General features: G+C 64.0%; 23 protein-coding genes and 1 pseudogene. 11 read left to right on the forward strand and 13 right to left on the reverse strand.

Features of this window, described 5'->3' with window-relative positions:
- Positions 1-151 (forward strand): annotated as a pseudogene (locus NGM99_RS07915) (xylose isomerase); the annotation flags it as partial.
- Between the two features lie 114 nt (positions 152-265).
- A complete protein-coding gene (locus NGM99_RS07920) occupies positions 266-490 on the forward strand; it encodes a hypothetical protein (protein ID WP_252817813.1) in 225 nt (74 codons plus the stop codon).
- Position 491: 1 nt separating this feature from the next.
- Here the strand turns inward: NGM99_RS07920 and NGM99_RS07925 are convergent, their stop codons facing one another.
- Positions 492-1469: a GlxA family transcriptional regulator gene (locus NGM99_RS07925; protein ID WP_252817814.1), complete on the reverse strand. Its 978-nt coding sequence runs from the start codon at positions 1467-1469 to the stop codon at positions 492-494.
- Positions 1470-1545: 76 nt separating this feature from the next.
- On the opposite strand from NGM99_RS07925, the gene bcoG reads away from it, so the two are divergent.
- Genes bcoG through NGM99_RS07960 form a run of 7 tightly spaced genes read left to right on the forward strand, consistent with a single transcriptional unit; the run spans position 1546 to position 9171 of the window.
- On the forward strand, positions 1546-2463 hold the full coding sequence (bcoG, locus tag NGM99_RS07930; RefSeq protein ID WP_252817816.1) for a 3-dehydrocarnitine:acetyl-CoA trimethylamine transferase BcoG: 918 nt from the start codon (positions 1546-1548) through the stop codon (positions 2461-2463).
- A 10-nt stretch (positions 2464-2473) separates the two neighbouring features.
- Positions 2474-3541 carry a 3-hydroxyacyl-CoA dehydrogenase NAD-binding domain-containing protein gene (locus tag NGM99_RS07935; protein WP_252817817.1) on the forward strand — a complete coding sequence of 356 codons (1068 nt, stop codon included), beginning with the start codon at positions 2474-2476 and terminating at the stop codon, positions 3539-3541.
- A gap of 5 nt (positions 3542-3546) precedes the next feature.
- Positions 3547-4710 carry an acyl-CoA dehydrogenase family protein gene (locus tag NGM99_RS07940; protein ID WP_252817819.1) on the forward strand — a complete coding sequence of 388 codons (1164 nt, stop codon included), beginning with the start codon at positions 3547-3549 and terminating at the stop codon, positions 4708-4710.
- 56 nt (positions 4711-4766) lie between these two features.
- Positions 4767-6890, forward strand: coding sequence for an acetate--CoA ligase family protein (locus NGM99_RS07945; protein WP_252818437.1), 2124 nt, complete (start codon positions 4767-4769; stop codon positions 6888-6890).
- 58 nt (positions 6891-6948) lie between these two features.
- Positions 6949-7731 (forward strand): carnitinyl-CoA dehydratase, encoded by a 783-nt coding sequence (locus NGM99_RS07950; protein ID WP_252817820.1) that lies wholly within the window; start codon positions 6949-6951, stop codon positions 7729-7731.
- Positions 7728-8678, forward strand: coding sequence for an alpha/beta hydrolase (locus NGM99_RS07955; protein ID WP_252817822.1), 951 nt, complete (start codon positions 7728-7730; stop codon positions 8676-8678). The genes NGM99_RS07950 and NGM99_RS07955 overlap by 4 nt, the downstream gene beginning before the upstream one ends.
- A gap of 22 nt (positions 8679-8700) precedes the next feature.
- On the forward strand, positions 8701-9171 hold the full coding sequence (locus NGM99_RS07960; protein ID WP_252817823.1) for a CAP domain-containing protein: 471 nt from the start codon (positions 8701-8703) through the stop codon (positions 9169-9171).
- Here the strand turns inward: NGM99_RS07960 and NGM99_RS07965 are convergent.
- From NGM99_RS07965 to NGM99_RS08005, 9 genes are all read right to left on the reverse strand, one after another.
- A complete protein-coding gene (locus NGM99_RS07965) occupies positions 9168-10007 on the reverse strand; it encodes an alkaline phosphatase family protein (protein ID WP_252817825.1) in 840 nt (279 codons plus the stop codon). The two genes, NGM99_RS07960 and NGM99_RS07965, sit on opposite strands and share 4 nt — an antisense overlap.
- A 30-nt stretch (positions 10008-10037) precedes the next feature.
- The gene (queF, locus tag NGM99_RS07970; protein ID WP_252817827.1) at positions 10038-10493 is read right to left on the reverse strand and encodes a preQ(1) synthase; all 456 of its coding nucleotides are present in this window, start codon (positions 10491-10493) and stop codon (positions 10038-10040) included.
- Positions 10494-10557: 64 nt separating this feature from the next.
- Positions 10558-12222, reverse strand: coding sequence for an ABC transporter ATP-binding protein (locus tag NGM99_RS07975; RefSeq protein WP_252817829.1), 1665 nt, complete (start codon positions 12220-12222; stop codon positions 10558-10560).
- Positions 12215-13045 (reverse strand): ABC transporter permease, encoded by an 831-nt coding sequence (locus tag NGM99_RS07980; protein ID WP_252817830.1) that lies wholly within the window; start codon positions 13043-13045, stop codon positions 12215-12217. Before NGM99_RS07980 ends, NGM99_RS07975 begins: the two co-directional genes overlap by 8 nt.
- A gap of 13 nt (positions 13046-13058) precedes the next feature.
- Positions 13059-14018 (reverse strand): ABC transporter permease, encoded by a 960-nt coding sequence (locus tag NGM99_RS07985; RefSeq protein WP_252817831.1) that lies wholly within the window; start codon positions 14016-14018, stop codon positions 13059-13061.
- A gap of 20 nt (positions 14019-14038) precedes the next feature.
- Positions 14039-15628 carry an ABC transporter substrate-binding protein gene (locus tag NGM99_RS07990; RefSeq protein WP_252817833.1) on the reverse strand — a complete coding sequence of 530 codons (1590 nt, stop codon included), beginning with the start codon at positions 15626-15628 and terminating at the stop codon, positions 14039-14041.
- Between the two features lie 143 nt (positions 15629-15771).
- Positions 15772-17355, reverse strand: coding sequence for an ABC transporter substrate-binding protein (locus NGM99_RS07995; protein ID WP_252817834.1), 1584 nt, complete (start codon positions 17353-17355; stop codon positions 15772-15774).
- A 143-nt stretch (positions 17356-17498) separates the two neighbouring features.
- Positions 17499-19514 carry a CocE/NonD family hydrolase gene (locus tag NGM99_RS08000; RefSeq protein WP_252817836.1) on the reverse strand — a complete coding sequence of 672 codons (2016 nt, stop codon included), beginning with the start codon at positions 19512-19514 and terminating at the stop codon, positions 17499-17501.
- Between the two features lie 81 nt (positions 19515-19595).
- Entirely contained in the window at positions 19596-20099 is a 504-nt protein-coding gene (locus NGM99_RS08005; protein WP_252817837.1) for an ureidoglycolate lyase, read from the reverse strand.
- A gap of 101 nt (positions 20100-20200) precedes the next feature.
- Here NGM99_RS08005 and guaD point away from each other — a divergent pair, with 101 nt between their 5' ends.
- Both guaD and NGM99_RS08015 read left to right on the forward strand, forming a co-directional pair.
- Positions 20201-21514, forward strand: coding sequence for a guanine deaminase (gene guaD / locus NGM99_RS08010; RefSeq protein WP_252817839.1), 1314 nt, complete (start codon positions 20201-20203; stop codon positions 21512-21514).
- Between the two features lie 16 nt (positions 21515-21530).
- Positions 21531-22022, forward strand: a complete 492-nt coding sequence (locus NGM99_RS08015) for a heme-degrading domain-containing protein (RefSeq protein ID WP_252817840.1) — start codon at positions 21531-21533, stop codon at positions 22020-22022.
- 44 nt (positions 22023-22066) lie between these two features.
- Here the strand turns inward: NGM99_RS08015 and NGM99_RS08020 are convergent, their stop codons facing one another.
- From NGM99_RS08020 to NGM99_RS08030, 3 genes are all read right to left on the reverse strand, one after another.
- Complete coding sequence (locus NGM99_RS08020) at positions 22067-23542, reverse strand: UdgX family uracil-DNA binding protein (protein ID WP_252817842.1); 1476 nt, start codon at positions 23540-23542, stop codon at positions 22067-22069.
- A gap of 18 nt (positions 23543-23560) precedes the next feature.
- On the reverse strand, positions 23561-24796 hold the full coding sequence (locus NGM99_RS08025) for a putative DNA modification/repair radical SAM protein (protein ID WP_252817845.1): 1236 nt from the start codon (positions 24794-24796) through the stop codon (positions 23561-23563).
- 116 nt (positions 24797-24912) lie between these two features.
- A complete protein-coding gene (locus tag NGM99_RS08030) occupies positions 24913-26301 on the reverse strand; it encodes a glutamine synthetase family protein (protein ID WP_252817848.1) in 1389 nt (462 codons plus the stop codon).

Below are 26301 nucleotides of genomic sequence, written 5' to 3' on the forward strand. Positions count from 1 at the left end.
GGGCTGGGACCAGCCCGAAGCCCAGGCCATGCTGAAGGGCGAGCGAAGCCTCGAAGAGATCGCCGCCCGCGTCGAGCGCGAAGGCATCGACCCCCAGCCCAAATCAGGCAAACAGGAATGGCTCGAAAACGTCGTCAATCGATACGTGTGATTTGCGCAAACGTCACATTCGGGAATGGGTTACCGAAACCTTAACGCTTTGATGACAAAGGCCAGAAAATTTTTCTGGCCTTTGCCCTTTTCGCGCCACCCTCACGCCTTCTCGATGCCGAGGTCGCGCACTACCTATCGCGGCATGGAACAGCATCGCTTCCCACACCTCGCAAACGACACCGCGAAGTCGCTCGTCGACTTCCTGATGGAACTGCCCGAGACCCATTCGCGCCCTCAAAAACGCGATGCCGAGGCCGTACGCCTTGAAGCCATGCTTGCCCGTCAGATGCGCACCCACATCGTTTCGCGCCTGCGTCACGAGGGTGACGCGGCCTGAGTCATTTGCGCATGTTCGTAGGCGATTGTCCGAATTGACGGGAGAAGGCACGCGAGAAAGACGAGCCGGCGGTGAAGCCGGTTCGCGCCGCGATCTCCGACATCGCCAAGCGCTTGTCGAGCACCAGTCGCCGTGCCGCGTTCAACCGCATCCTGAGATTATAGGCGCCGGGCGACTCGTCGAGGCTCTCCTTGAAAAGCTTCTCCAGCGTTCGCGCCTTGACGCCGCAGCGCCGCGCGATGGCGTCAACCGTCAGCGGGTTGTCCAGATGGGTTTCCATCAGCCGGATCGCCTGGGCCAGACGCGGGTGGTAGCCGTCGAGCCGCCCGAGCGAGACGAGGGGCTGCGCGTCTGACGCCGCGCGCGTGCCGTCATAGATGAAGACGCTCGCCACATCGAGCGCCACCGCCATGCCGAGCCGCGTGCGGATGAGATGCAGCATCAGGTCGAAGGTCGGTGACGCGCCACCGGCGGTGAAGGCCCGGCCATCGATCACGTAGCGGTCGGGGCGCACGTCGATCTCGGGGAAAGCGCTGGCGAAGTCCTCCATATCCTCCCAATGGGTCGTCGCGGCACAGCCATCGAGGAGACCGGCGCGCGCGACGAGCCACGAACCCGCCTCGATGCCCCCGAAACCTTGAGCCGCCTTCGCGGCGCGGCGCAAACCGCGCAGCAGCCCAGGGGTCGCGTCGTCGCGCGTGCCGAAGCCGCCGATCACTGCCAGCATGTCCGTTTGCCGCCCCGGTTCGAAGGCCCCGGATACTGCGACGGGCAGGGCGGAGGTGGTGATGGCGGGCTGGCCGTCGACCGAGACGAGCTTCCAGTCGAACAGCGTTTCGCCGGATACGCGGTTGGCAGCGCGAAGCGGATCGACGGCAGAGGCCACGCACATCAGCGAGCAGCCGGACAGAACGAGAAAGGTCACATCGAGCCTTTCGCGGCTTCCGCGAAAAATACTGCGCTCTTCGCTTTGCGTCATGTTCCATTCGTAAAACGCAAAGCGTGCTTGGACAAGCGAGGCATGATCCGAATGCATTCAGCAGGGGAGAGTGCCGATGCCACTTGCGATGAACCGTGACGTTTTCATCACCTGCGCCGTGACGGGCTCAGGCGGCACGCAGGATCGCAGCCCGCATGTGCCACGCTCACCCAAACAGATCGCGGACGTCGCGATCGATGCCGCGAAGGCGGGTGCGGCCATCGTCCACTGCCATGTGCGCGACCCTGAAACCGGGCGGCCACGCCGCGACGTGGCGCTTTACCGCGAGGTGACCGAGCGCATTCGCGACGCAGAGGTGGACGTGGTCCTCAACCTCACCGCTGGCATGGGCGGCGACATGGTGTTCGGCCCGCCGGACCAGCCGCTGCCTTTGAAGGAGCAGGGAACCGATATGGGCAGCGCGGCGGACCGCATGGAACATGTGCGCCAGTGCCTGCCCGAAATCTGCACGCTCGACTGCGGCACCATGAATTTCGCCGAAGCCGATTATGTGATGACCAACACGCCCGGCATGCTGCGCGCGATGGGCGGCATGATGACCGAGCTCGGCGTGAAGCCTGAAATCGAAGCCTTCGACACAGGCCATCTCTGGTTTGCCAAACAGCTCGTGTCCGAAGGCGTGCTCGCGCCGCAGGCACTCGTGCAGCTTTGCATGGGCGTGCCTTGGGGGGCGCCGGACGACCTCAACACCTTCATGGCGATGGTCAACAACGTGCCTTCCGACTGGACATGGTCGGCCTTCTCGCTCGGCCGCAATCAGATGGCCTATGCGGCGGCGGCCGTGCTCGCGGGCGGCAATGTGCGCGTCGGGCTCGAAGACAATCTCTGGCTCGACAAGGGCGTGCTCGCCACCAACGCGCAGCTGGTGGAGCGGGCGGTGACGATCGTGTCGAACATGGGCGCTCGCGTGATCGGGCCGGACGAGGTTCGTGCCAAGCTCAAGCTCTCGAAACGCGCGCCCCTGGCAGCCTGAGGATAAGCTTATGACGAAGATCACGAAGGCAGCAGCCATCGGCGGCGGCGTCATCGGTGGCGGCTGGATCGCGCGGCTGGCGTTGAACGGCATCGATGTGGCCGTGTTCGACCCGCACCCGGAAGCCAAGCGCAAGGTGGACGAGGTAATGGCCAATGCGCGGCATGCCTACCGGCGCATGGCCCTGAAAGGGCTGCCGGAAGAGGGAACGGTGACCTATGCGGCGTCGATCGCGGATGCCGTCAAGAATGCGCAGTTCATTCAGGAAAGCGTGCCGGAGCGGCTCGACCTCAAGCTCAAGACGCTGGCCGAGATCGAGGCAGGGGCGCCAAGCGATGCACTGATCTGTTCATCCACATCCGGCTTCAAAGCGACGGACATGGCCGCCGACATGATGCACCCCGAGCGCTTTCTGGTCGGGCATCCGTTCAATCCCGTCTATCTTCTGCCGATCAACGAGATCGTGCCGGGCGAGAAGACGGGCAAGGAATTCACGCAGCGTGCATGCGACTTCTATGCCTCGATCGGCATGAAATGCGTGGTGATCAACAAGGAGATCGACGCCTTCGTCGGCAACCGCCTGCTGGAGGCGGCATGGCGCGAGGCGCTTTGGCTGGTCAAGGATGGGGTGTGCACCGTCGAGGAACTGGACGACATCATGCGCTACGGCTTCGGCCTGCGATGGGCGCAGATGGGCATGTTCCAGACTTATCGCATCGCCGGCGGCGAAGCGGGCATGCGCCACTTCATGGCGCAGTTCGGCCCGGCTCTTCAATGGCCCTGGACCAAGCTGATGGACGTGCCGGAATTCAACGAGGATCTGGTGGAGCTGATCGCAGAGCAATCCGACGCGCAGTCGGGGCAGTGGTCGATCCGCGAACTGGAACGCATCCGCGACGAGAACCTGATCGGCATCATGGAAGCGCTCGCCAAGGCCGAGAAGGGCAAGGGCTGGGGCGCGGGTGAGTTGCACAACGCCTACGTCAAGCAACTCGGCCGGGCATCAAAGCCGAAACTTTCGGCCGCGGCCGCAAAGGCCAAGGCGACGAAGCCCAGGAAGAGCGCAAGGAAAGGCTGACGCCCATGAATTTCGGCCTCACCGAAGAACAGCAGCTGATCGTCGACACGACCCGCGCCTTCGTCGAAAACGAGCTCTACCCGCACGAGGCCGAGGTCGAGCGCACCGGCCATCTGCGCATGGAACTGGTCAATGAAATCCAAGCCAAAGCCATCGCCGCAGGCCTCTATGCCGCGAACATGCCCGAAGAGGTCGGCGGGGCGGGGCTCGATACGGTGACGTGGCTGCTCTACGAAAAGGAGCTCGGCCGCGCCAACTACGCGCTGCATTGGACTTGCGTGGCGCGGCCCTCGAACATCCTGCTCGCGGGCAGCGACGCGCAGAAGGAAAAGTACCTCTATCCGTGCATTCGCGGCGAGAAGTGGGACTGCCTCGCCATGACCGAGCCCGGCGCAGGCTCCGACCTGCGCGGGATGAAGGCCTCGGCCGTGCAGGATGGTGGTGACTGGGTGCTCAACGGCACCAAACATTTCATCAGCCACGCCGACATCGCCGATTTCGCTATCTGCTTCATGGCCACCGGCGAGGAAGAAACGCCGCGTGGCAAAAAGAAGAAGATCACGGCCTTCTTCGTGGACAAAGGCACGCCGGGCTTTTCCGTGCGCGACGGCTACCGCAACGTGTCCCATCGCGGATACACGAATTCGATCCTTGAATTCGACGATTGTCGGATACCGGCAGATCAGGTGCTCGGCGAGGTTCACAAAGGTTTCGAGGTGGCCAATACCTGGCTTGGCGCCACACGCCTGCAGGTGGGCGCGACTTGTCTCGGCCGGGCGGAGCGTGCGCTGGAGCACTCGGTGGAGTATGCGGCGCAACGCTCGCAGTTCGGGCAGTCGATCGGCAAGAACCAGGGCGTGTCCTTCAAGCTCGCGGATATGGCGACCGAACTCAAAGCCGCGAATCTGATGGTGTTCGAGGCCGGCTGGAAATTCGATCAGGGCACGGTGACGGACCAGGATATGGCGATGGCCAAGCTCAAGGCCACGGAAATGCTCGCTTACGTGGCCGACGAGGCGATCCAGATCCATGGCGGCATGGGCCTGATGGACGACCTGCCGCTGGAGCGCATCTGGCGCGATGCGCGGGTGGAGCGGATCTGGGAAGGGACCAGCGAGATCCAGCGCCACATCATCAGCCGCGCGATGCTGCGGGCGAAGGGGGCTTGAAGATGAGAGGGGACTGCGGCGGCGAAGGTTTGCGGGGTGGAGGTAACGCCTCCACCATGCCGGCCTCCGCCAATCCAACCAACCGCCTCGAACGCCTTCTCCGCCCCCGCTCCATCGCCGTCATCGGCGGCGGCGCGTTCGGCACGAATGTCGTCAAGCAGTCGCTCAAAATGGGATTTTCCGGCGACATCTGGCCGGTCCACCCAACGAAAGACACAGTCGAGGGGCTTCCGGCCTATCGCAGTGTTGCCGACCTTCCTTCGGCCCCCGACGCCACCTTCATCGGGGTCAATCGCTTTCTTACGATCGAGATGATCAAGGCCTTGCGCGAGAAGGGAGCGGGCGGTGCGATCTGCTTTGCCGCCGGCTTTCTCGAAGCGGGCAATGACGATGCGGATGGCGCGCGGCTTCAAGCCGAGCTGATTGAGGCGGCCGGCACCATGCCGGTGATCGGTCCCAACTGCTACGGCCTCATCAACTACGCCGATGGCGCGCTGCTCTGGCCCGATCAGCACGGTGGCAAGCGATTGGGCGCAGGCGAGCGGGGGGCGGCGATCATCACGCAAAGCTCGAACATCGCCTGCAATCTCACCATGCAGCAGCGCGGTCTGCCCATCGCCTTTCTGATGACAGCCGGCAATCAGGCGCAGACCACGCTTGCCGAAATGGCGCTCGGTCTGATCGAAGACGAACGCGTATCCTGCCTGGGCCTGCATATCGAAGGCTTCCGTGATGCGTCCGGCTTCGAGCGCCTGGCTTCGCGGGCGAGGGAGTTGCGCAAGCCCATCGTCGCGATGAAGGTCGGCCGCTCGGAACAGGCGCGGGCAGCGACGGTCTCGCACACCGCCTCGCTTGCCGGCTCTGATGCTGCGTCCGACGCCTTCCTCAAGCGTATCGGCATCGCGCGGGTCGATACGATTCCCTCGCTGCTCGAAACATTGAAGCTCTTCCATAATGGCGGCCCACTTTCGGGACGGCGCCTGTCTTCCATGAGCTGTTCGGGCGGCGAAGCCTCGGTGATGGCGGATAGTGTCGAGGGGCGGCAAGTCGGGTTTCCGCCGCTTGCACCTGAACACCGGGCGCGGATCAAGGACACGCTCGGGCCGCTTGTCGCGATCGCCAACCCGCTCGACTACCACACCTTCATCTGGAACGACCGCCCGGCCATGAGCGCCACCTTCGGCGCGATGGCATCGGGCAGGTTCGACCTCAATCTTCTCGTGCTCGATTTCCCCCGCGCCGACCGCTGTTCGGATGCCGATTGGTGGACGGCTGTGGATGCGTTCGAGGCGGGGCTCAAGGCCCATGGCGCGCGGGGCGCCATCGTGACGACCATGCTGGAGAACCTTTCCGAGAACCACGCCGAGGCGCTGTTCCAGCGCGGAATCACGCCCTTGCATGGGGTGGCGGAAGCGTTCGATGCCGCGGAGGCTGCCGCATTCGTCGGGAACACGTGGGCGCGAGCCGAGGCTTTGCCGGTTCGCGGAGCGGTCCTTTCGGAAGCGGCGCTCGGGGGTGAGCAACGCGCGGCACCGCCCCAAACGCTTTCTGAGGCTGTCGCCAAGGCGAAGTTGAGCGCTTTTGGCATTGCCGTGCCGTCCGGCGTTCAAGTCGATACGGCGGAGGCGGCCGTCGGCGCCGCCCGGGAGCTCGGCTTTCCCGTCGTTCTCAAGGCGCTCGGCATTGCGCACAAAAGCGAAATGCAGGCTGTTCGCCTGAACCTGCGCGACGAAGAGGAGGTTCGGCAAGCTGCCGCTCAACTCGAAAGCCTGGGCAGCGGCCTTTATGTCGAGCGTATGATCACAGGTGGCATAGCCGAACTGATCGTCGGCATCACGCGCGATCCGATCTTCGGACCCGTCATGACGCTCGGCACCGGCGGCGTGCTGGTCGAGCTTCTACAGGACTCTGTTACGCTTCTGCTGCCGAGTTCCCGCGACGATATCGAGCAGGCTCTGCGTCGTCTCAAGCTCTTTCCTCTGCTCGACGGCTATCGCGGGCGGCCCAAGGCCGATCTCCCGGCCACGCTGGACGCGATCGAGGCTATCGCCGCATTTGCCTTGGCGCATGGCGACGAGGTCGAGGAGTTGGACATCAATCCGCTGATCGTCTGCGCAGAGGGGCAGGGCGCCTGGGCCGCGGATGCGTTGCTGGTGATGCAACAGAAAGCGGGCGCGTGATGAACACTTCCGTCCGACTTCGCCGCAGACTGGTTGGCACAAGGCAGGGAGCCGTTTCATGACCGATGTCATTTCTACCCGGCGTGAGGGTGTGATCCTCGAAGTGACGCTCGACCGCCCGAAGGCGAACGCCATCGACCTCAAGACCTCGCGGCTGATGGGCGAAACCTTCAAAGCCTTTCGCGACGATCCCGAGCTCCGTGTCGCCATCGTCAAGACGGCTGGCGACAAGTTCTTCTGTGCCGGATGGGACCTCAAGGCCGCCGCCAGTGGCGATGCGGTGGATGGCGATTACGGCGTCGGCGGCTTTGCCGGGCTGCAGGAGTTGCGCGATCTCAACAAACCGGTGATCGCTTGCGTCAACGGCATGGCGGTGGGCGGTGGCTTCGAACTGGCGCTTTCCTGCGACCTGATCTACGCGTCCGACCACTCCTCCTTCGCGCTGCCCGAGATCAAGGCCGGCACGCTGGCGGATGCCGCCACGATCAAGCTGCCCAAGCGCATTCCCTACCATGTGGCGATGGACCTGCTGCTGACCGGCCGCTGGATGGATGTGGCCGAGGCCCATCGCTGGGGGCTCGTCAACGAGGTGCTGCCCAAAGACAAGCTCGAGGAGCGCGTCTGGGAAATCGCGCGGCTGCTCGCCGGCGGCCCGCCGCTGGTTTTCGCAGCCATCAAGGAAGTGGCGCGCGAGGCCGAGGCGCAGAGCTTCCAGGCCATGATGAACCGCATCACCCGTCGTCAGCTCGCCACAGTCGATACGCTCTATGGTTCGGAGGACAATCTGGAAGGCTTCAAGGCTTTCGCGGAGAAGCGGGAGCCCGTCTGGAAAGGGCGATGACCGACTATTCCACGCTGATCGACACCGAGACCTGGGCCTTCATCGAGAAAACCAACAGCTTCTACCCCCCTGACGCCGTCGAGATGACCGTGGATGAACAGCGGGCGGTCTATGACCGAATGTGCCAGGCCTTTCATGCGGGTCATCCCGAAGGGCTGAGCATGGGAACCGGCTGGTTCGAGCAGAGGGAGCCGCATATCCGGATGCGCGTTTATCGCCCCGAGGCGGAGAACGCACCGGCCGTGGTGCTTTACCTGCATGGCGGCGGGTTCGTGGTGGGCGGGCTCGAAAGCCATGACGATGTGTGTGCGGAGATTGCGGCTCGAACCGGGTTCGATGTTCTCGCGGTGGATTACCGGCTGGCGCCCGAGCACAAGCATCCAGCGGCCTTCAATGATGCAATGGCCGTGTTCGAATGGCTCTTGAGCCGCTCGCTGCCCGTTCTGCTCTGCGGCGACTCGGCCGGCGGCAATCTCGCGGCGGCACTCGCTGCCGCGGGGCGGAAGAACGCGCGGCGAGCCTTGGGGCAGGTGCTCATCTATCCTGGCCTTGGCGGTGACGTGACAACAGGCTCCTACGTCTCGCATGCCGATGCACCGATGCTTTCGACGCGCGATGTGCTGTTCTACCATGATGTTCGCGGTGCGGCGGCCGGCGACCCGACTGCTGCCCCTCTCGCCGATACGGACTTCTCCGACCTGCCGCCGACCGTGGTCATCACCGCCGAATGCGATCCGCTTTCATCCGATGGCGAAACCTATCGCGACCGCATCATCGCGGACGGTGGCAAGGCGCTCTGGATCGAGGAGCCGGGTCTCGTCCATGGTTACCTGCGGGCACGGCACAGCGTGGCGCGCGCTCGCGACAGCTTCACCCGGATCGTGAATGCCCTGTCTGCGCTCGGTCGCGGTGAATGGCCTGCCGACCTCGCCCGCCAAAAGCCATAATCAGGCTCTTTTGGCGGGGGCCATGACGACTCGCATCTGCCCTCGCGCCCCGCTCAGCGCGCTTCTCCTTGCCGCTCTGCTTGCAGGATGTGCCATCAGGCCTTCCGGCCCTGCCGAAATCCGCTCGGGCTCGGCGACCGAAATCCTGTCGAGCTTTCGCTCCGAGCAGGGGTTCAGCACGGTTTCGCCCGACAAGACGCTGGAGGCGGCCGCACTTCAGCAGGCGCGCTATATGGCCGCCAGCAACAAGATGGAGCATGACACCGGCTGGGGCCGCGACTTCGCCTCGCGCATGAAGGATGCCGGCATCGAGACGGCAGCGGCCGAGAACATCGCACATGGACGGATGGACACGGCCAAGGTGTTCCAGATGTGGGAAAACTCACCGCCCCACCGCCGCAACATGCTCGACCCGCGTTTCGCGCATTTCGGACTGGCTTCGGCGACGGCCAAGGACGGCAAGCGCTATTGGGCGCTGGTGCTCGGGCGCTAAGCCAGAAACGGCTTCGCCTTCATGGTTTCCGGCACCGGCACGCCCAGTCGCGAAAGCAGCGTCGGCGCGAGTTGGAGTTGGTCGAGGAGCGTATCGCCATCGGGTCCCTTGGCGGGGCCGAGGTAATAAAGGCCGAAATCCTGCTGGATGTCCTCGTGCCCGCCATGATGGCCGCGCAAGCCCTGGCCGTGGTCGGCGGTGACGATCACCTCATAGCCGTTTGCGCGCCAGCGGGGCAGGAAGGCGGCGAGCTGTGCGTCCATCAGATAGACGGCGTGATCCATCTCGGCGCAGTCGTGGCCGAACCGGTGACCCATCGAGTCGAGCGTGCAGGTGTGGAGGATGCCGTAGTCGATCCCGAAGCGCTCGGTGAGCATGGTCAGCGTCGCGAAGAGATCGGCGTCGGATGGCGTCATCTGGTTCTTGCCGCTTTCACCCGTCATCGAATGGAAGCGGCCATGCGTGATCGGACCCGGCTCGTGGTCGTATTCGATGTCGCGCACGGGATCGAAGGGCCAGCGGTTGAACATTTCCGACCAGTAGGAATGCGTGACCGCACCCGTCTTGCCGCCCGCACTCGTCACTGCGCCGAACACGTCGGGCTGCGTCACGCGAAAGCGCGCCATGTTCGATGTCACGCCGTGAACCTGGGGCTGGACGCCCGTATGGATCGAGGCATAGCAGCAGGCCGAGATCGAGGGCAGCACCGAGCGCATGCGCCAGCGCTGTGCTTCGCCCGCCTGCACCCAGCCTTCCAGGTTGCCCATCAGCCGGGTCCAGTTCGCCCAGGGCACGCCGTCGAGGATGATGAGCAGGAGCTTGGACTGAAGCGGCATGGGGTTCTCTCGGCTCAGAAGCGGCCGGTTTCAGCCGCGACCGCGATAGGGTGCCACGCCTTGGTCCGGCGCCCATGTGCCATCGGGCAGGGTTCCTGTCTGCCAGAAGACGTCGATGGGAATGCCGCCGCGCGGATACCAGTAGCCGCCGATGCGCAGCCAGCGAGGCCCGAGCAGGTCCACCAGCCGCTTGCCGACGGCCACCGTGCAATCCTCGTGGAACGCGCCATGGTTGCGGAAGGAGAAGAGATAGAGCTTGAGCGACTTGGATTCGACCAGCCACTGGTCGGGCACATAGTCGATCACGAGATGGGCGAAATCGGGCTGGCCGGTGACGGGGCAGAGCGAGGTGAATTCGGGCACGGTAAAGCGCGCCACGTAATTCGTGTCGGGATGCGGGTTGGGCACGCGCTCGAGCACGGCCTCTTCCGGCGAGGTGGGAACGGCAGACGCGGTGCCGAGCTGGGTCAACGAAGATATGTTCATGGCCCGGCCTTTGAGGCGTTCAACGGGGCAGGATCAAGGCGGCGCTTCGCCTCAGTTTCCGTCTCTAATTGCCCGCGCTCGCCATGCGCCGTCCGCTGATCGCCCCTTCGAGCCAGCCGATCTCCATTTCCGGGACGGAACGCAGGAGGAGGTCGGTGTAATCGTCGAAGGGTGGCGTCAGAACCCGGCTCTTCGGGCCATAGCGAACGACCTCGCCGCGCAGCATCACGGCGATGGAATCGGCGATGGACTTCACGGTCGCCAGGTCGTGCGTGATGAAGAGATAAGCGACGCCTTCTTCCGCCTGCAGCCCGAGCAGCAGCTTGAGGATGCCGTTGGCGACCAGCGGGTCGAGCGCGCTCGTCACCTCGTCGCAGATGATGAGCTTGGGGTTCGCGGCAAGCGCACGCGCGATGCAGACGCGCTGCTTCTGGCCGCCGGAGAGCTCGGCCGGGTAGCGATCGATGAAGCCCTTGCCCATCTCGATCTTCTCGAGAAGTTCGGCCACGCGGCGGTCGCGCTCCTGGCCCTTGATGCCGAAATAGAACTCGATCGGGCGGCCGATGATGGTACCCACCGTTTGGCGCGGGTTCATGGCGACATCGGCCATCTGGTAGATCATCTGCAGTTCGCGCAGATCGGTCTTGGTGCGATCGCGCAGACGCGGGGCGAGGGTGCGGCCGACGAATGTCACGCTACCGTCTTCAGGCGGCAGAAGTCCTGTGATGGCGCGCGCCAGCGTGGACTTGCCCGAGCCGGATTCGCCGACCACCGCCAAAGTCTGGCCTGCGCAGAGATCGACCGAGACGTTCTTCAAGACCTTGACCCGACCGCCGCCATAGGACGCGGTGACGTTCTTCACCGACAGCACGGGTGTGCCCGTTGGCGCCTTTTCCGGGTGCTGGATCTCGTGAACGGATACCAGCGCATTGGTGTATTCCTGGCGCGGCTCCTTGATGATCTGCCGCGTATCGCCCCACTCCACCAGCTTGCCGTGGCGCAGAACCATGATCTGGTCGGCCACTTGCGCGACCACCGCAAGGTCGTGGGTGATGTAGAGCGCTGCCACGCCGGTGTCGCGGATGGCGTCCTTGATGGCGGCGAGCACGTCGATCTGGGTGGTGACGTCGAGTGCGGTGGTGGGCTCGTCGAAGACGATCAGGTCCGGCTCCGAGCACAGCGCCATCGCGGTCATCACGCGTTGGAGCTGGCCGCCCGAGACCTGATGGGGAAAGCGTTCGCCGATGGTTTCGGGATTGGGCAGGCTGAGCTTGCGGAAGAGAGCGACGGCGCGCTTCTCGGCTTCCGCGCGGCGCAGGGTGCCGTGGCGGACGGCCGCTTCCACCACCTGGTCCATCAGCTTGTGCGCGGGGTTGAAGGCGGCGGCCGCCGATTGAGCGACATAGCAGACCTCGCGGCCGCGAAGGGCGCGGAAGCCGCTCGCGCGGTTCTTCATGATGTCGCGCCCGTTGAGGCGCACTTCGCCGCCCGTGATGCGTACGCCGCCGCGGCCATAGCCCATGGATGACAGGCCGATGGTGGATTTGCCGGCACCGGATTCGCCGATCAGGCCCAGCACCTTGCCGCGTTCCAGCGTCAGCGACACGCCATCCACGATGGTGACAATGCGCGGCGCTTCGCCGGGTGGGTAGGAGGTCGCCTCGATCCTGAGATCGCGGATGTCGAGGAGGGGACCGTCGCCGCGAGGCTTTGCCGGGCGTCTAGCCATTGCCGCGTCCTCCCTTGAGATCGGATGTCCGGTTGAGCACCCAATCGGCGACGAGGTTCACCGAGATGGCGAGAAGCGCGATGGCCGCCGCCGGGATGAGCGCGGCGGGGATGCCGAAGACGATGCCGTCCTTGTTCTCCTTCACCATGCCGCCCCAGTCGGCTTCCGGCGGCTGCACGCCGAGGCCGAGGAAGGAAAGCGCGGAAAGGAAAAGCACGGCATAGATGAAGCGCAGGCCGAGTTCAGAAATCAGTGGTGAGAGCGCGTTGGGAAGGATCTCGCGGAAAATGATCCAGCCCGTGCCTTCGCCGCGCAGCTTGGCGGCTTCCACATAGTCCATGACGTTGATGTCGACCGCCACCGCGCGTGCGAGGCGGAACACGCGGGTGGAATCCAGAATGCCCATCACGAGGATCAAGGTGACGACCGTGGTCGGCAGGACGGAGAGCACCACCAGCGCGAAGATCAGCGTGGGGATCGCCATCAGAAGATCGACCACGCGCGAGGACACGGTGTCGAACCAACCGCCGGCCACCGCTGCCATGAAGCCCAGGACCGAGCCGAGGATAAACGACAGGGCGGTGGCGAGTGCCGCGATCAGGATCGTCGTGCGCGCGCCGTAGATCATGCGCGAAAGGAGGTCGCGCCCGAGATTGTCCGTGCCGAACGGATATTGCGCGGAAGCCGGCGCCCAGACATCGCCGACGATCTCGCCCATGCCGTGGGGTGCGACGAGCGGGGCGAAGATCGCGGCAAAAAGGAAGATGGCGCAGAGGATCAGGCCGAACCAGGCGCCGAGCGGAATGCGTTTCAAGTCAGGCATCGGAGAGCGCCCCTTATTTCGGATGCCTGAGGCGGGGATTGGCGACGATGGCGACGATATCGGCGATGATGTTCATGCCGATATAGACGGCGGCGAAAATCAGCCCCACCGCCTGAACCACCGGCACATCGCGCTTGGCGACGTGATCAACCAGATACTGGCCCATGCCGGGGTAGACGAAGATCACCTCGATCACGACCACGCCGACCACGAGATAAGCGAGGTTGAGCATCACCACATTGACGATGGGCGCCACTGCATTCGGGAAGGCATGGCGGCGGATGATCTCGATGGGGCGAAGGCCCTTGAGCTCTGCCGTCTCGATATAGGCGGATTGCATGACGTTGAGGATCGCGGCCCGCGTCATGCGCATCATATGCGCGAGAACGACGAGCGTAAGCGCCGTTGCCGGTAATGCGATGGCCTGCATTCGCGCCAGAAACGGCATGCCGTCATAAACGGTCGAGATGCCCGGAAAGAACTGCCACTTCACGGCGAAGAAGAAGACCAGCAGATAGCCGACGAAGAATTCCGGAAACGAAGTCGAGGCCAGCGCAAAGGCCGAGATCGCCTTGTCCACGAAACCATTGCGATAGCGCACGGCGATGAGGCCCAGCGCAATGGCAAGCGGAACGGAAATGGCCGCTGCCCAGAAGGCCAGAAAAAGCGTGTTCTTCAGGCGCGGCCAGAGGGAGGAGGCGATGTCCTGCCGAGAGGTCAGCGCCGTGCCGAGATCACCCGTCAGAATGCCGCCGAGCCAGTGAAGGTAGCGGAGCCATGCAGGGTCGTTGAGCCCGAGCTCGGCCCGCAGGTTGGCAAGGGCCTGGGGCGTGGCCGACTGCCCCAGGATCGATTGCGCCACATCGCCGGGCAGGATCTGCGTGCCGGCGAAGATCAGAATGGAGACCGCAAGGAGGAGCAGGAGCCCCAAACCGACGCGCTTGACGATCAGGACGGGTATCGATGTTCCCACGCGGTCTCCTTTTCGTCCCGTCAGGCCGACAGCCAGCACTCGGACAGCGCGTAGCCATCCATCAGCTCGGCTTCCGGATGGTTCTCGTATCCCTCCACGCCACGGCCAGTGGCATCGATGAACTCGTTGAAGAAGGGTACGATGGCGCCGCCCTGGTCGCGCATCAGCACGGCCATGTCGCGGTAGATCGCCTGGCGCTTGGCTTCATCGAGTTCGCTGCGCGCAGCGAAGAGCATCTTGTCGAAGCTCTCGTTCTTGAAACGTGTGTCGTTCCAGTCGGCGGTCGACAGATAGCCGGTCGAGTACATCTGCCCCTGCGTCGAGCGCCCGCCCCAGTACGAGGTCGAGAAGGGCTGCTTGTTCCAGACCTGCGACCAGTAACCGTCGCCCGGCTCGCGCTTGATCTCGATCTGGATGCCAGCCTGCGCGCAGGACTGCTGATAGAGCTGCGCCGCATCGACTGCGCCGGGGAAGGCAACGTCCGATGTGCGCAACAGGATCGAGCCGGAATGGCCGGACTTCTTGTAGAGTTCGGCCGCCTTTTCGGGATCGAACACGCGCTGTTCGATGTCGTCGGCGAAAAGCGGATAGGATTTGTTGATCGGGAAATCGTTGCCGACCGAGCCGTAGCCGCGCAGGATGGTCTTGAGCATCCCCTCGCGGTCCATGGCGAGCTTCAAGGCCATGCGCAGATCGTTGTTGTCGAAGGGGGCCGTGTCGCAGAACATGTTGAAGGGGTAGTAGCCCTTGCCCGCCACGTTGCGCACCTGAACGCCCGGGATGCGCTTCACGAGATCGACGATCTTGGGCTCGACGCGATTGATGAAGTTCACCTGCCCGCCCTGAAGGGCGGCCATGCGCGCAGTCGGGTCGTTGACGACCACGATCTCGACCTGATCCGCGAAGCCCTGTTTCCCGGCATTCCAGTAATTGGCGAAGCGTTCGCCGCCGTAACGCACGCCGGGCTCGTTGACCGAAACCTTATAGGGCCCCGCGCTGATGCCGGCATCGGGCTTGTCCTTGCCGCCGTTCGGCTGGATGACGAGGTGGTAGTCGGCCATCAGATAAGGGAAGTCGGCATCCGCCTCGCCGAGCGTGACCACCACTTCCTTGCCATTGGCCTTGATCGTCTTGATATCCTTCAGCACGCCGAGCGCGCCGGATTGCGATTTCTCGTCGGCATGACGCTCGAGCGTCGCTGCCACGTCTTGGGCCGTCACCGTCTTGCCGTCGTGGAATTCGACGCCGTCGCGGACCTTGATCGTCCAGGTCTTGCCACCGTCGGACGGGTTGATCTCGGTTGCGATGCGCGGCTCGAGGCCGCCCTTGCGGTCGAGGCGCACGAGGAACTCGCCCCATTGCTTGCAGAAGTTGAACGGCACCTGACTGAGGTTCAGCGCGGGGTCGAGCGTGTTGGTCGCCTCGCCGCCCTGGAGACCTGCGCGCAGCAACCCGCCCTTGACCGGCCCTTGCGCACGCACGGCGCTCGTCAGCAAGCTTTGCGCGGCGACCGCGCCCACGCCGAGCGCTGCGGCGCGACCGAGAAAGTCGCGGCGATTCAACTTGCCGGCGGCAACCCGCCGGCTCAGGTAATCGAGTTCGTTCGACATGATCGCGATTTCGCTCCCGTGGATGAGAGGGCGCTCTTTCGCGCCCATCTTCGTTCTGGAGGGCGATTATTGCGGGCCGGTGACGCTCGGCTCAACCCCGCCGGGCGCTCCATCCACGGACAATCGCCCTCTGGGACGCAAAATCAGGCCTTCAGCCAGCACTTGCTGAGCGCATAGCCGCCCATCATCTCCTGGTTGCCATCCGGTACCCAGCCCTCGACCTTGGGGCCGGTCGCGTCGATGAAGTCGTTGAACATCGGCACGATCACGCCGCCGGTTTCGTTCAACAGCACATTCATGTCGCGATAGATCGCCGTGCGCTTGGCCGGGTCGAGCTCGGAGCGCGCCTGGAACAGCATCTTGTCGAACTTTTCGTCGAAGAAGCGCGTGTCGTTCCAGTCGGCCTTGGAGTAATAGGCGGTCGCGAACATCTGGTCCTGTGTCGGACGCCCGCCCCAATAGGAGGTGGAGAAGGGCTGCTTGTTCCAGACCTCCGACCAGTAGCCGTCGCCCGGCTCGCGCTTCACCTCGATCGGGATGCCGGCGGCCTGGCACGACTGCTGGTAGAGCTGCGTCGCATCGACCGCGCCGGGGAAGGCGACATCGGACGTGCGCAGGAGCACCGGACCGTCATGGCCGGACTTCTTGAAGTGGAAGGCCGCCTTGTCAGGATCGTAAGCGCGCTGCGGGATTTCAGAGAAAAGAGGATAGGCCTTGTTGATCGGCGTGTCGTTACCGATCGAGCCATAGCCCTGAAGGATGGTCTTCACCATCTCCTCGCGGTTCATCGCATATTTCAGCGCGAGCCGCAGGTCGTTGTTGTCGAAGGGCGCCGTGTTGCAGTGGGCAATGAACACGTAATGCCCGCGGCCAGCCACGTTCTGGATGGTGACACCCGGCACGCGCTTGATGAGATTGACGATCTTGGGCTCGACGCGGTTGATGATGTCGACCTGGCCGCCTTGAAGGGCGGAGGTCCGTGCTGTCGCATCGTTGATCACCACGATCTCGATCTGATCAGCGAAGCCGCGATCGTCGCGCCAGTAGTTGGCGAACTTCTCGCCGCCCAATCGCACGCCCGGCTCGTTGACCGTCACCTTGTAGGGACCGGTGCCGATGCCTTCGTCCGGCTTGTCCTTGCCGCCATTCGGCTGGATCATCAGGTGGTAGTCGTCAAGCAGGTAGGGCAGGTCGGCATTGGCTTCGGTCAGCGTGAAGACCACCGTGTCGCCATCCGCCTTGACGTTGGCGATGCCGCCCATGATGCCGAGCGCGCCCGACTTCGAATTGGCATCCGAATGGCGCTCCATGGTGGCGACCACGTCGGCCGGCGTCATCTCCTTGCCGTTGTGGAACTGCACGCCCTTGCGGATCTTGAAGGTCCAGACCTTGGCGTCGTCGGAGGCGCCCCATTCGGTGGCGAGCGCTGGGTTGACCTTGCCATCGGCGGAGAGCTGCACGAGCTGCTCGCCCCACTGGCGCCCGAAGAAGTAGGGCACCTGGCTTGCCCATGTCGCCGGATCAAGGCTGTCGGTGGCCGCACCACCCTGCATGCCGGCGCGCAGGATGCCGCCCTTGTTCGGTGTCTGTGCCTGTGCCGCACTGCCGAGCAGCGAGTTTGCGAAAGCCGCCGAGGCGCCGAGCGCCGCCGCGCGGCCCAGGAAGTCACGGCGGTTCAGACCGCCCGTGAGCACACGGCGGCTCAGATATTCCAGTTCCTTCGACATGGTCTGCAGTTCCCCAGCTTCGAGTGTTCCCGGCCGACGTTGCGGCTCTTGTCAGTTGCCGTCAGTGTGACGGGCCGCTGCGTCAACCGCCTCCGGCCCGAACGACATTTCCTGGCGCAATCAGGCTACGCCTCTGAAATCCGTCACACAAGATCGCGCGCGATCCGCTCATCGAAGTCGCGCTCGAAAACCAGGGTCTCGCCCTTATAGGCTTCGATGCGGCCTGTGAGGTAGAACATCTCCTCATCCGAACGCATGGTCGAGAAGGTCTCGGTCCGCACCGACCAGCCATCATCGCGGCGGAGCGTTTCGGTCCAGTGCGTCTCGCCGAGCGCCGAAAGAGGATCGTCCGGCTCGATCGTCCAAAGTTCGCGTGCGGTGCTTCCCGTGATCAGGCCGTGGTCAAGGTCACGCACTTCGCCGAAATCGTCCTCGATGCGCAGGCGGACCTTGCCGGTGACGGGCTCCGTTTCCCAGTCACGCCTGTTCGAGCCCTTGCGGAGGGTTTCGACCGCCCAAGGGGTCGCTCCCTCGGGCTCGGCGAACCGGACATGACCGTCATCGCCGGACGGGCGGATCGGCAGGTCGACCGCGCCCTCGTGCAATGTCAGCGTCGCTTCTTCCGGCGAGGGCCAGACGAGCGGCCAGTAGGTGGAAGAGATCGCGACGCGCAGCCGGTTGCCGGCGGACACACGATAGGCGATGTCGTCGAGCTGAACCATGATCTCCATCGGATCGCCGGGGATGATCGGTTGCGGGTGCTCGTGGCTGTCACGGTGCGTGAGGTTGAGAACCCCATAGGTGATGCGCGTGGACGAGCCGTCAGGCGCCACATCGCAAAGGCGAACGGCGACGAGCGCTCTTTCCTTGTCGGAGGCCAAGGTCAGCCGCACCACCGGCGCGCCGACGATGTCGAGGCCGCCCGCCAGAGGTTCACCGTCGAAGCAGGCGGACTTCTCGTCATCCGACCGCTGATCGCCCGGCAGTTCGGGGCCGAGCCAGATGGCGCAATACTCGCCGCCCTTCGTGCCGCAATCCTGCGGCGAGCGGATCGGAAAGGGCTCGGGCAGGGGAGCGGCTTCATCGAGCACGCCGCCTTCGCCAAAACGCAGGGTCTTCGGATGGATGTTGGGCGAGGGCCAGTGGCTTTCGGCGATCCAGCGGCCCTGTCGCTCCTCGTACCAGTCGCGCGGGGGCTCCGAATCCATCACGAAGAGCCGCATGTCGGGATCGTTCTCGACGCCGGTCTTCTCGTCTTTCAGCCAGCGGTCCCACCAGCGCAGGGCTTCCTGCAGAAAGCCGATGGCGGGCTTGGGTACGGCGAAATGCGGGTATTTGTGGATCCAGGGCCCGACAATGCCTTTCACCGGCGCATAAGGCTTGATGCCTTCCACCAGCCGCGACACGGCATTCTTGTAGGCATCGCCCCATCCGCCGACTGCGAGCGTCGCGGCCTTGATGCGCGAGAAATCCTCGCAGACCGAGCCACGCTTCCAATAGGCGTCGCGATGCTGGTGCCGCAGCCAGAGAGCCGGCAGGTAAGGCTCGTTCTCCAGGCGGTCGAGCCACATGTCTCGCCACTTCTCGCCGACCAGTGCCGGGTCCGGCGGACGCGAGGAGTAGGACAGCATGGTCGCGCCCCAGCCCATGTTCTCGTTGAGCAGGCAGCCGCCTTTGTAATGGATGTCGTCGGCGTAGCGATCGTCCGTCGAGCAGAGCGTGATGATGGCCTTGAGCGCCTCGGGCTGCTTGGCGGCGACTTGCAGCGAATTGAAGCCGCCCCAGGAAATGCCCATCATGCCGACGCGCCCGTTGCACCAGGGCTGGCTCGCGGCCCATGCGATCACATCGCAGGCATCCTGCCATTCCTGCTCCGAATACTCGTCCTCCATCAGCCCTTCGGAATCGCCGTTGCCGCGCATGTCGACGCGGATCGAGGCGTAGCCGTGGCCGGCGAAGTAGGGATGGGTCAGCGCGTCGCGCGCATTGGTTCCGTCGCGCTTGCGGTAGGGCAGGTGCTCGAGGATGACGGGGACCGGATTGGCTTCCGCATCCTCCGGCATCCAGACCCGAGCGGAAAGCCGGCACCCATCCGGCATGGTGATGCCCCAATCGGGGTACTCGAGGACCTTGCGGGGGAATTGGGTGACGGTTTTCAAGCGCGACCTCTGCACTGCGACTAACGGTGCAAGGCTAGGCGGTTCGCTCGTTGTGGGAAAGGGCCAGAATGAGGGCGCGCGTTAGACCGTCATGCCCGGCAGGTGGATTTCCCAAGGCTGCTCGAAGCGGAACTCTTCGAGGTTCTTCTGGTCGCCGCCATAATCGACCACCAGAAAATCCTGCACCTCTTCGATCGGCATCAAGACGCCATGCCAAGTGTTGCGGTTGTAGGAAACGCCCTGGCCGGAATGGGTGACGAAGGCCCGCGGCTCGCCCGGCCCATCGGGCGTGTCTTCCGCCACGACCACCAGAAACGGCGCCAAGGTCAACGGCATGAAGGCCTGGCTGCCATGGGGGTGGCGTTCCACGAGTTCGAGCTTGAGCGGAAAAAGGTAGGGGGCGCCCTCGAAGATGTTGAGAACGACCGCGCCGTCGAGCACATCCGTCTTCGCCCGCGCATGGAAGCGACGTGCCTTGCCGCCATTGATCGGATAGCTCTCGCCGCCTTCCTTGTCGATCACCGCGCCGAATGGCGCGAAACCCTCGCGGGTCAAAGGGTGGGCGACGATCTTTCGTCCGGTCATGGCGCGTCCTTCTCTTGCTTTGTCGGGCACTCTAGGGTCGGAAAGAGCGAAAGCCGGAATGCGTTGCGCATTCGCTCCTGAAATTGCCTGGACACTGCTTCATGACACGAACCCTTTTGCGTGGCCGCACGCTCTCATTCACGCGCCGGCCCGAGGATGTGGACGATCTCGCCGCCTGCCGCTTCGAAGAAGACGGTGGCATTCTGATCGAGAACGGGAAGATCAAGGCCGCTGGCGGTTTCGCGGAGATCGTTGCGGCTGCGCCCGATGCTCCGGTGATCGACCATCGTCCACACCTCATCATGCCCGGCTTCATCGATGCCCATGCCCACTTCGTGCAGATGCAGGTGCTGGCGTCCTTCGGCACTGAACTGCTCGATTGGCTGAACCGCTACACCTTCCCCGAGGAGACGCGGTTCCAGGATGCCCAGCACGGGCGTCGTATCGCGCGGCTGTTTCTGGATGAGCTGATCCGCCAGGGAACGACCACGGTCGCGGCCTATTGCTCGGTGCACAAGTCATCGGCCGAGGCACTCTTCGCGGAAGCCGAGGCGCGCAACATGCTGATCATCGCGGGCAAGGTGATGATGGACCGCAACGCCCCGCAAGCGCTTCGCGACACCCCACAGTCGTCCTATGACGACACGGAAGCGCTGATCGCCGAATGGCATGGCCGTGGGCGCGGGCTCTACGCGGTGACGCCGCGCTTTGCCATCACATCGAGCCCGGAGCAGATGGAAATAGCGCAAGCGCTGATGCGCGCGCATCCCGATCTGCACATGCAGACGCATTTGTCCGAAAACCACGCCGAGATCGCGTTCACGCAGGAGCTCTACCCGTGGGCGCGTGACTACACGGATGTCTATGAGCGCTATGGGTTGCTGGGGCCGAAAAGCCTTTTCGGCCATTGCATCCACCTGAGCGCGCGAGAGGCGGATGCCCTCTCCTCAAGCCGGTCGGTGGCGGTGTTCTGCCCAACCTCGAACCTGTTTCTCGGCTCTGGCCTTTATCCCTATCAAGAGATGCGCCGCCGGGCGCATCCCGTGCGAACGGCGACCGCGACCGATGTCGGCGGCGGCACCAATTATTCCATGCTGCGCACCATGGACGAGGCCTACAAGGTCATCGCGCTCAGGGGCGAGAAGCTCGATCCGCTCGGCTCGTTCTGGCAGCTCACGCGCGGCAATGCCGAGGCGCTCTCGATCGCGGATCGGGTGGGCACGCTGGAAGCGGGACGCGACGCCGATCTCGTTGTGCTTGATGCGAATGCGACACCCGCGATGAAGGTGCGGATGGAGCGGATCGCAACGCTTGCCGAGGAACTGTTCCTGCTTCAAACGGCAGGAGACGACCGCGCGGTGGCTGAGACCTATGTCGCCGGCCGCGCAGCGAAGAGCGCGCTGACCGACGCTTGAATATTCGGGAGGGCATATGCACCACGACGATATGGACCGGGTGAGGGCGCAGGAAAAGGCGTTGGTCTTTTCTCGTTTCGACGAGCAGACGGCCTTTCGTATCGGTTCGGCGATCCGCGAGCGCGGCTTGACCGAGAACTGGCCGATCATGGCGGAGGTCCGCCTCTGGGACCGACCGCTCTTCTTCGCCGCTCTTCCGGGTTCGACCGCCTCGAATGTCGACTGGATACGGCGCAAGTTCAACGTCGTGAAGATGTTCCACCGTTCCACCTATGGGCTGGTTCTGGAAGAGCGTAGCCCGGACCGGCAGTTCAAGGTGGGAACCGGCCTGCCGATCACCGACTATGTGCTCGCTGGCGGCGGGTTCCCCATTCGTGTCGAGGGGGCGGGGGTGGTCGGCGCCGTGGTAGTGTCGGGACTGCCGGAGCGACAGGACCATGCGGTGGTGGTCGAGGCGCTGTGCGGGGAGTTGGGTGTAGCCTACGGCGATATGGCGCTGGAAGACTGAGAGCCGCCCCGTCACTGGGGTTGAATTCAGCAGAGCGGCGAGCCCTACACGCCCATCAGCTTCTTCACATCCTTCAGATCATTCAGAAACCGCATCCGCTCATCCGCTGCGGCTGCCGGTTCCTGAATGCGGAGAATGAAGGAGGGGTGCACGGTGAGATAAACCTGCAAGCCGTCCTCACGCGTCACCACCTGCCCGCGCAGCTTGGTGATCGGCACGACCTTTCCGAGAAGCGCCTGCGCGGCCGTTGCACCGAGCGCCACCACCAGATCGGGCTTGATCAGCGCGAGTTCGTGGTTGAGCCACCAGTTACAGGCGCGGATCTCGCCTGTGTTCGGCTTCATATGGATGCGGCGCTTGCCGCGCGGCTCGAACTTGAAGTGCTTCACCGCATTCGTCACATAGGTGATCTGCCGGTCGATCTGCGCTTCTTCAAGGATAGCATTGAACACCTTGCCGGCGGGCCCCACGAAGGGACGCCCCGCGATATCCTCCTGATCGCCCGGCTGTTCGCCGACAAAGACGATCCGAGCATTGTCCGGGCCTTCGCCGAACACGGTCTGCGTGGCACCTTCCCAGAGCGGACAGCGACGGCAGCCCATGGCAGCGTCGTGCAGTTCGTCGATCGTGGCGGCATCCGCGCCGTCATTGTCGGCTTGCGGCTCGCGCTTGGGCCAGTGCTTCGCCTGGACCTTCGCGTGATGAGGGGCTGGGACGGTTGGCATCCTGGCTATCATCTCCTTCGCCGCGCCTTCTGCGCCAGCGATCATCTCAGGAATGAGCGCGGCTTCTGGAAGGTTCCGCCAATATTTCTTCGGCATCTCGGCCTGCATCGCCTTTACCTTGAGACGCGCCGGGTTGAAGATCGAGCGGAAATAGGTCTGCCACAACTCCTCCGACCCGTCCTCGGGCGGCAGGTCGCGCTTGGTGGCACCGGGGCCGACAAGCAGGCTTGAGCCGTCCCAGGCGATGGAGGCGTAAGGCGTCAGGATCGACCAGCGCATGCCGGTGAAGCGGCGCACGAAGAAAGGTGCGTTGCGCTCGACGATGAAGTGGTCCGGCTCGAACCAAGCGATGAAACGCTCGTCATCACCTTCGCCGAGTTTGCGGAAGCGCACAAAGGCGCGCATCTTGTGAATGTCGCGGCGGATCGCCTTTTCCATGGTCTCGAAGCGCCGAACATCCGAGTCGGACGCGATCTTCAACAGTTCCGGTTCGTTCCGCAGGCGCCAGAGGATGCGGTAGAGAAAGCCGAACCGGTTCGGGTCGGAATGGCAGAAGGCCGTTTCGAGACGTGACACCGCCTCGCGCGGAACGCGCAACTCGGCGCCTTCCGGGATGTCCGGCAGGCCAGCACCCTTCAGGCCCGCACCCTCGCGCACCTCCCAGGCAATGTCCTCGGGCGGCACGTCGTTGAGCACCAAGCGACGCGCGGCATCGCGCCAGCCGGCAAAATTGGTTTCGCTGTCGAGCACCACGAAAAAGCGGGCGAGATGGAGGGCTGCGGCGTGTTTCATCATTCTGGCTCCAGAGGAACGTCAGAAAAGCGAAAGCTGTTCGGGTTCGGGCGCGAGGCGACCGCGCAGGTTCGCGCTGTCGGTCAGATTGCCGGGCGACCAGTCGGCAGCGGTGATGAAGGGACGTACCTTGGTGATCGAGGCGCAAAGGCGGCCGACATCCTCGAGCCGCATCTTGCGATGGCGGCGTGAAGAAAGAATACGATCGACCGATTTGACGCCCAAGCCCGGCACGCGCAGAAGCGCTTCGCGGTCGGCGCGGTTGACGTCCACCGGAAACATCGCGCGGTGCCCAAGCGCCCATGCCAGCTTGGGATCGACGGCGAGATCAAGCATGCCGCCCTTCTGACCGGCGGTGATCTCGTCCTGACGGAAGCCATAGAAGCGCATCAGCCAATCGGCCTGATAAAGCCGGTGCTCGCGCATCAACGGCGGCTTCATGAGAGGGAGCGCTGCGGACGAATCCGGGATCGGGCTGAAGGCGGAGTAATAGACGCGGCGCAGCCGGTAGGAACCATAGAGCCGTGCCGAGGTCTTGAGGATGCCCTCGTCCGACGTCTGGTCGGCGCCGATGATCATTTGGGTCGATTGCCCGCCCGGCGCGAAACGCTCGCGACGCTTGGTCTGTAAGGTCGGCTCGGCCTTCTCCTCGATCTTCGAGCGCAGCTTCGCCATTGAAACGCGGATCGTTTCCGGCTTCTTCTCCGGCGCGAGCTTCTTCACGCCCTCATCGGTCGGCAATTCGACATTGATCGACAGGCGGTCGGCGTAGCGCCCCGCCTTCTCGATCAACTCCTGCGAGCACTCAGGGATGGTCTTGAGATGGATGTAGCCCTGAAAGCGATGGTCCTCGCGCAGCGACCGTGCCACCTCCACCATTTCGCCCATCGTTTCGTCAGGCGATCGGACGACGCCGGAAGAGAGGAACAGTCCCTCGATATAGTTGCGCTTGTAGAAGTCGAGCGTCAGATCGACGACCTCCTTCGGTGTGAACCGGGCGCGCCGCACATTCGAGGACGACCGATTCACGCAGTAGGAACAGTCGTAGACACAGAAATTGGTCAGCAGGATCTTGAGTAGAGAGATGCATCGACCGTCCGGCGCGTAGGAATGGCAGATGCCCATGCCTTCCGTCGAACCGATGCCGCCCGACTTCAGCGAATTGCGCTTCGCTGCGCCCGACGAGGCGCAGGATGCATCATATTTTGCGGCATCCGAAAGGACCGCCAACTTCTCGCGAACACTGAGCTGAGCCATATGTTCACTATATGTTCTGTCGGCAGAAAAGGCGAGGGCGGGCTGTGGAAAATACTTTTCCGTGTTCGCGCAGAAGGGTCGGCCAAAGGCCGGGTCGGGGCGGGGCGGGGCGGGGCTCAAACCTCGTGGAGGTAAAGCCGGTAGTCCAGTTCGCTTACCGTTCGGGCAACCCGGAGGTATTCGGCGCGCTTGATCGCGACGAAGGCGTGGTGGCTCGGCGCGCCGAGAGCTTGTTCGAGGAAGGCGGAGCCGGCAGCGAGTTCGATGGCCGAACGCCAGTCGGACGGAATAGCAGAACTCGTCGCATCGGCTGCGTAACCGTTGCCGGTGGTTTCAGGACCCGGATCGAGGCGATCGTCGAGGCCTTTCATCAGCCCGGCAAGTGTGACCGCGGCAATGAGATAGGGGTTGGCATCGACGCCCGCGACGCGGTGCTCGACGCGGCGGTTCGTCGGCGAGCCTGCGGGCACGCGGAACGCGACTGAACGGTTGTTGACGCCCCAGCTTGCTGCGACCGGGGCATAGGCATTGGACACGAAACGGCGCCAGGAATTGGCATGAGGTGCAAAGACCAGCATGCTCTCGGACAAAGTGGCGGAAAGGCCGCCGAGGCCGTGGAGGAGATTGGAGGCAAAGCGCTCGTCGCCGATTTCCGCAAAGATGTTGCGCTTGGCGTCGTCCCAGAGCGAGACGTGGAAATGCATGCCGGAGCCGGCATAGGCTTCCACGGGCTTCGCCATGAAGCAGGCGGCAACGCCGTGGCGGCGCGCTTGGGCACGGACGAGGCGCTTGAGCATGACGAGGTCGTCGGCGGCGCGAAGCATGTCGCGGCGGTAGCGCAGGGTCAGTTCGTACTGGCCGGGGGCGAACTCCGAAATGAGGGTTTCGACCGGAATGCCCTGGATCGCTGCCGCACGATAGATGTCGGACACCAGCGGCTCCATGCCGTGCAGGTGATCCACGGAATAGACTTCCGTCTTGGTGCTGGCGCGGCCATCGACCACCGCACGTGCAGGCTGGATGCGGCCATCCGCATCGCGCTCGTTGGAAAGCAGAAAGAATTCGAGTTCGAACGCGCCGGCTGCGGAGAGGCCGCGATCGGCCAGGCGATCGACCTGGGCTTTCAACGCATGGCGTGGATCGACGCCGAAGGGCGTGCCATCGAGCGCAAACAGCGTCACCAAGACCTGCGCGCGGGGTGGGGTCGTGCCGTGAAGCGGCACCAGCGTACCGGGCACCGGCCAGACGCGCAGGTCCTTGTCGCCCTGTTCCCAGGTGAGGCCCGTTTCGTGAACGTCCTCGCCGGTGATGTCGAGCGCCATGATCGAGACCGGCACATGCCGGCCTTCCTCATACAGCCCCATCAACTCATGGCGGCGGATGATCTTGCCGCGGCCGACGCCGTTGAGATCGGAGAGCACGATATCGACCGCCTCGATCTCCGGATGGGCATCCAGAAAGCGTTGAGCCTCGGAAGTGCTGGAGCCGGAAGGCGAGGCGGTCAT

Origin of the sequence: Mesorhizobium liriopis (assembly GCF_024053505.1) — a bacterium.
GTDB classification, from domain to species: domain Bacteria; phylum Pseudomonadota; class Alphaproteobacteria; order Rhizobiales; family Rhizobiaceae; genus Mesorhizobium_B; species Mesorhizobium_B liriopis.